Here is a 6,773-nt window from a genome sequence, read left to right on the forward strand (position 1 = left end):
TTAGCTAGCGGGTAACTTCGCTTAAGGGTAGTAGGGTCTGTTGATCTTTCAGGGTTAAAATTTATTCAATTTAAAACGGGATTAATCGCGGCGCGAGCTTTGTATCATAGTTATTCTATTAAAAAAATCGAGCAACAATAAGTAGGTTCGTTTTAAATGAACCCAAAGGGCAGCACTTTTTTGAAATTTATACTGCGTTATCGTATGTTCATGTAGCTAGCTACACTTCACATGCTCTGCCTTGCCTAAATATCAAACATGTTGCTGTAAAAATAATCTCGAAAAATCAACAGACCTTAAAGCATCAAAACAAAAAGCCCCGGTAAGTCATAACTTACCGGGGCTTTTTAAATTATGCTATTAACTAATAGTTGTTAACTAATTATACCAGTAGAGTTTATTGCCAAGCGGGCATTTTAGCTTCAAAGGCTTTAATGGTATCAAGCTTATCTAAAGTCCAACCGACGCTGTCGACACCATTTTCTAAGCTATATTGTTGAAATTCATTTAAGCTAAATTTAAACGAAAGTTCGCCGCATGTAATCAGGTTATTTGGTAAATCCACTTTCAAGGTTAGCTGGGTATCAGCAGAGAGTTTGAATAACTGTTCTATTTCAGCTTCGCTTAATTTAATAGGTAAAAGCCCAACGTTGATACAGTTTCCGTAAAAAATATCAGCGAAACTAGACGCTATGATGACTTTAAAGCCATATTCTTGCAGTGCCCAAGGCGCATGTTCACGGCTTGAACCACAACCAAAATTTTCACCCGCTAATAAAATACTGGCTCCTTTATATTCGGGCTTGTTGATGACAAAATCAGGATTTACCTGGGTGCCAGCATGATCAAGATAGCGACTATCGTGAAATAAGTGTACGCCAAAGCCTACGCGTTCAGTTTTTTGTAAAAACTGCTTAGGGATTATTTGATCGGTATCAACGTTAGCGATATCTAATGGCACAACCAAACCAGTATGTGTGTTAAATTTTTCCATTTTCTGTTCCTCAGTAAGGTTGGCGGTTACGTATTTAAATCAACAAAATGACCGGTGATAGCTGCGGCGGCTGCCATTTCCGGACTAACTAAATGAGTACGGCTACCACGGCCTTGACGACCTTCAAAGTTACGGTTACTGGTTGAGGCACAACGATCGCCTTCTTCTAACACATCATCATTCATGCCCAAACACATAGAGCAACCGGGTAAGCGCCATTCAAAACCAGCATCAGTGAATATTTTGTCTAATCCTTCACTTTCAGCTTGCTCTTTCACGCGGTAAGAGCCAGGAACTATAATGGCATCTACGCCCTCTACTACTTGCTGACCTTGATATTGCTGAACAACACCGGCAGCCGCACGTAAATCTTCAATACGTGAATTAGTACAAGAGCCAATAAATACTTTATTTACTTGGATATCTGTCATCTTGGTACCAGCAGTGAGGTCCATGTACTTAAGGGCATTAATACAAGACTCTTTTTCCACCGGGTCACTGAAATCTTCAGGTGAAGGTACAATACCGTCGACACTAATAACTTGCCCAGGATTTGTGCCCCAAGTGACTTGTGCTTTAATGTCTTTTGCTACAAGTGTTATTACCGCATCAAATGTTGCATCAGCATCTGATTTTAAGTTTTTCCAATCGACAACCGCTTGTGCAAATACTTCACCTTTTGGCGCGTATTCTTTGCCTTCTACATAATCAAAAGTGGTTTGGTCCGGTGCTATTAAACCGGCTTTGGCACCAAATTCGATACTCATATTACAAACAGTCATGCGCTCTTCCATACTTAGCGCTTCGATAGCTTCACCACAGTATTCAACCACATAACCTGTTGCGCCAGCACTACCTGTTTTTCCTATAATCGCTAATATTATATCTTTCGCGCTAATACCTGCACCGACGTGACCTTTAACTTCTATTTTCATGGTTTTTGCTTTGTTTTGACGTAAAGTCTGGGTAGCAAAAACATGTTCTACTTCTGAGGTACCAATACCAAAAGCAAGAGCACCAAAAGCGCCATGGGTAGCGGTATGTGAATCACCACAAACAATAATAGTGCCTGGTAAGGTCAAACCTAACTCAGGCCCAATAACATGAGCAATACCTTGGTTTTTGTGACCCATATCAAACAGCTCGATACCAAAGTCTTTACAGTTTATTGCTAACGCGCGTAATTGGTTAGCAGCACCTTCACCAGCAGCATCAATTTTAATTGAGCGAGTTGAAATATTATGATCCATAGTGGCAATGGTACGTTCAGGGTGGCGTACAGGGCGATTATGAAAACGTAAACTGGCAAAAGCCTGTGGTGAGGTCACTTCATGAATCAAATGACGGTCAACATACAATAATGGTGTTTCACCTTTAGCATCTTCAACTAAATGGTTTTGCCATAATTTTTCATACATGGTTTGTGGGCTAGTTGTTGTCATCTTATGCGTTCCCTTTTGCCTGAGAAATAATTTGTTTACAGATATAATCACCCACTTCACTGGTCGATTTAGCATTTGAACGTTCGTTGGCAGGTAATAAATCAGCGGTTAAGATACCATTATCTAGTGCACTACTAACCGCTGCTTCAATGGCTTTTGCTGCAGCTTCTTGATTTAAGCTATAACGAAGCATTAAAGCGGCAGATAGGATTTGTGCAATAGGGTTAGCAACACCAAGACCGGCAATATCAGGTGCACTGCCGCCCGCGGGTTCATACATACCAAAACCATCGCTATTTAAGCTAGCTGAGGGTAATAAACCCATTGAGCCAGTAATCATGGCGCAAATATCAGATAAAATATCACCGAATAAGTTAGGGCAAAGTAAAACATCAAATTGATTAGGATCACGAACTAACTGCATAGCTGCGTTATCAACGTAAAGGTGCTCTAGCTCAACTTCTGGGTAGTCTACGGCAACTTCTTCAACTACTTGGCGCCATAACTGGCTGGTAGCTAAAACATTGGCTTTATCAACGGAGGTTACTTTATTATTGCGCTTTTGTGCTGCTTGAAAAGCAAGGTGAGCAATGCGTTTAACTTCACGACGTGAATAAAACATAGAATCAAAACCGGTTTCTTCTTCGCCTTCGCCTCTACGACCTTTTGGTTCGGCAAAGTAAATATCGCCAGTGAGTTCACGAATAACTAATACGTCAAACCCTTGTGAAGAAATATCGGCGCGCAATGTTGAAAGTGATGATAGTGACGGCTGTAAGGTTGCTGGGCGCATATTACAAAATAAATCAAAATGGCCACGCAAACCTAATAAAGCACAACGCTCAGGTTGTTCTGTTGGTGGCAAGTTTGCCCATTTAGGACCGCCAACACTGCCAAATAAAATAGCATCACTTGCTTCACAGCCTGCCATAGTTGAATCGGGTAGGGCATTACCGTGATTATCAATGGCTGCACCACCAATATCATAGTCTTTAGTACTGATTTCAAAATCAAATATATCTGCTACTGTTGATAATACTTTTTTAGCTTCAACCATGACTTCTGGGCCGATACCATCACCGGCTAAAATTGCTATGTTGGACATGTTTATAACCTTTTAAATTTTAAATGCTCATTAGCGATTGCTTCGCTACTACTAATTTTTTTGTTTGCTTATCTACGTCTCAAAAGTGATTAAGCTTGTTTTGCCAATTTATAATCGGCAATAGTCATAGCTCTATGGATACTGTTTAGTGCATTAATCAATGCTTGCCCTGACGCTTCAATAACATCAGTTTCTAAACCGTAACCGTGGAAGTTTCTACCTTGCCAAGTAATGACTAAATCAGCTTGACCTAAGCCATCTTCACCTGAGCCTTTGTTTGATATTTTGTAGTCACTGACTTCAAATTCAATATCGACACTTTGCTTGATTGCTTGATAAAGCGCATCAACTGGACCATTACCTGTTGCCGCATGTACCTTGCTGTTACCTTTGCCTTCTTCACTATTGCCGCCTTCGCCGCCTGAGGTCAGTTTAATGCTGGCGGTAGCAAAGTCGCCGTCACCACATTGCACATTAATGGTGTCTAGCTGGAAGAAGTCTTTTAAGTCTTTTTGCTGTAACTTAAATACTAGCGCTTCTAAGTCATCATCAAATACTTGACCTTTTTTATCTGCTAGCGCGATAAAGTCACTGTAAAGTTCCTCGATATCATAATCAGACTCTTGATAACCTAAACTTGCCATTCTGTGTTTAATGACGTGACGACCACTGCGCGAGGTTAGGTTTAATTTTGTTTTAGCAATGCCGACACTTTCTGGTGTCATGATCTCGTAGGTATTGCTAGCTTTTAACATGCCATCTTGATGAATACCTGATGAGTGACTAAAAGCATTACCGCCAACAATGGCTTTGTTTAATTGCACCGGCATATTACAAACCGTACTGACTAACTTAGAGACACGGGCAATTTCTTGGTGATTGATATTGGTTTTTACACCTAACAAAGCTTGGCGAGTTTGCATGATCATCGCCACTTCTTCTAATGAACAGTTACCCGCACGTTCACCAATACCGTTGATGGTACATTCAATTTGTCTAGCACCAGCTTGAACTGCTGCCATTGAGTTAGCGACAGCTAAACCTAAATCATTATGACAATGTACAGAAATGATTGCTTGGTCGATGTTTGGCACACGATTAAACAAATCAGTGATAATGCCTTGGAATTCAAATGGCATGGTATAGCCAACGGTATCAGGAATATTTACCGTGGTAGCCCCCGCTTTAATGGCACTTTCAACCATGCGACATAAATTATCAATGGGTGTACGGCCAGCATCTTCACAAGAAAACTCAACATCGTCGGTGTATTTCCTCGCATGCTTAACTGCGTGAATAGCCATGGCTTCTACATCGCTAAATTCTTTACGTAACTTTTGTTTTACGTGTACATCCGAGGTGGAAATAAAAGTATGGATACGAAATTGCTCTGCATCTTTAAGCGCTTGAGCACAAGCATCAATATCGGCTTCAACGGCCCGTGCTAAACCACAAACACGAGCATTTTTGATGGTACGAGCAATTTGCTGTACCGACTCAAAATCACCCGGCGATGAAACAGGGAAACCAACTTCCATTACATCGACACCTAAGCGTTCAATGGCTAAAGCTATTTGCAGCTTTTCATGCACGGATAAACTAGCGTTTAATGCTTGTTCACCATCACGTAAGGTAGTGTCAAAGATAATGACCTGATCATTGTTAACTTGTGGGTTGCTCATGTTTTTTGTCCTTGTAAATCTGATGTCTGCTGTAAAATCATTCGCTAATAACTGCGGACATAAAAAAACCCGCGATTGTTAGCGCGGGTTTTAATTAATTTCTACTTAGTTTTTAATATTTAAACTATTGAAGAAGCAACAAAACCTAGCCGCGCACGATGAGTGCGAGGAGGAGGTTAATGTTAATGTGCTTAATCAATTTAGTCATTTTTTGTTTCTTTTTTAGCATTTGTGTAAAAATTCACAAAAAGCTAATAAATATTCTTTTTAAGAGAAAACTATTCAATGTACTATTAATAGCGCACTTAGCTTAGCAGTGTCAATGGCTAAAATGTAATATGATAGTTAATAAGTAAAGGTTGGGCGGTGTTAAAAACTGATTCTTTATATTCAGTGTCTGAAGATGTTAAAGCTAATAAAAGTAGGGGAAACTTGACTGATTTCATCTTTTCAAGGCAAAAGTAGTTGCTACCTCTAATTAGGTCTTAGTGAAAGACTTTTACATAAAGGTGTCCAATGTACTGTTAAAGGGATAAAACTAGATAACGTTTATATCGATAATACAGCACTATTGCTACCTAACGGTAAGTGAGGCTATCAAAAAACTCGGTAATAGACAGCTTTTTGGCTAACTCATTTACCGTTGCTGCTTTTAAGTTACTCCTGATGTGATTGTCATCGCGATATATTAATTCATTGTTTATATAGGTTTGACAATATTCTTGTCCACATAAGCGTTCAGTTGGAATAATGGCGCTAACATTCGAGAATTTATTAGCAACATCCTTGATCATTTTATCACTACTTTTATGCCATTGATGGATTTTTTTCACATCCAAAATTTTAAAGTTTTCGGGCTTGCATTGCTGTCGTAATAGCTGGGTGTGTTGAGCAAAAGCACATTCATTCAGGTTTTTATTGGGTCGCGGAATATCAGATAACAGTAATACTTTCTTATCACTCAATTGGCTTAACAGCGGTTCAAAAGCTATTTTACTTAAGCTCGCACCTATTTTTGGAAATCTATTTCTCAGGCTAGTATTTACTAAGTTTTCTGGGTGTTCATCGGTATAATGCATTCGAACTTGTCCGGACCATGCCGATGCAAGAATGACTAATTCAACCGAATCGTCTTCTTTTAGCCAGTTAAGCGTTGCCTTGTTTCTAAAGGTACAATTCTTATTAAATTGTGGGTATTTAGGGTAGTGTGATTTAATGTAAGCGGAATTTAAATAAGCAGGGCACTTTCTTGGTGCTATAACTAAGGAAATATTGTTCTTCTTGGCTTGTTGATGCAGTAATTGCCCCCAATGTAATGAATGGCTATCACCCCAAATAATCCCTTTATATTTAGCGGATCCCCAAGGGGAGCCAATCACGCAGAATTTTTCATCTATGCCAGCTAAAGGGGATATATGTTATATACAAGGTATTAAATGTTGGGCTGATATTGCTAAATATGGAGGAATTGTTATTCAAAAATTATAAAATTTTGTTTGATAATGTTAAATATAAAATTGCCATTCTTAATTCAATACCATATTCTATTT

General features: G+C 39.2%; 5 protein-coding genes. All 5 read right to left on the reverse strand.

Going from position 1 to position 6,773, the window contains the following annotated elements; all coding sequences use genetic code 11:
• Positions 1-397: 397 nt before the first annotated feature.
• Positions 398-994 carry a 3-isopropylmalate dehydratase small subunit gene (gene leuD, locus HRT50_RS09555; protein ID WP_291613813.1) on the reverse strand — a complete coding sequence of 199 codons (597 nt, stop codon included), beginning with the start codon at positions 992-994 and terminating at the stop codon, positions 398-400.
• Between the two features lie 26 nt (positions 995-1,020).
• Entirely contained in the window at positions 1,021-2,436 is a 1,416-nt protein-coding gene (gene leuC / locus HRT50_RS09560; protein WP_291613815.1) for a 3-isopropylmalate dehydratase large subunit, read from the reverse strand.
• A gap of 1 nt (position 2,437) precedes the next feature.
• Complete coding sequence (leuB, locus tag HRT50_RS09565; protein WP_291613816.1) at positions 2,438-3,541, reverse strand: 3-isopropylmalate dehydrogenase; 1,104 nt, start codon at positions 3,539-3,541, stop codon at positions 2,438-2,440.
• Positions 3,542-3,630: 89 nt separating this feature from the next.
• Entirely contained in the window at positions 3,631-5,223 is a 1,593-nt protein-coding gene (leuA, locus tag HRT50_RS09570) for a 2-isopropylmalate synthase (protein ID WP_291613818.1), read from the reverse strand.
• A gap of 578 nt (positions 5,224-5,801) precedes the next feature.
• Entirely contained in the window at positions 5,802-6,602 is an 801-nt protein-coding gene (locus HRT50_RS09575; protein ID WP_291613820.1) for an SGNH hydrolase domain-containing protein, read from the reverse strand.
• Between the last annotated feature and the right edge of the window lie 171 nt (positions 6,603-6,773).

Source organism: Colwellia sp., assembly GCF_013215345.1.
In the GTDB taxonomy this organism is placed as follows: domain Bacteria; phylum Pseudomonadota; class Gammaproteobacteria; order Enterobacterales; family Alteromonadaceae; genus Colwellia.

Coding starts and splice junctions, on each gene's coding strand:
- leuD (WP_291613813.1), bottom strand. CDS start 994: ATGGAAAAATTTAACACACATACTGGTTTGGTTGTGCCATTAGATATC.
- leuC (WP_291613815.1), bottom strand. CDS start 2,436: ATGACAACAACTAGCCCACAAACCATGTATGAAAAATTATGGCAAAAC.
- leuB (WP_291613816.1), bottom strand. CDS start 3,541: ATGTCCAACATAGCAATTTTAGCCGGTGATGGTATCGGCCCAGAAGTC.
- leuA (WP_291613818.1), bottom strand. CDS start 5,223: ATGAGCAACCCACAAGTTAACAATGATCAGGTCATTATCTTTGACACT.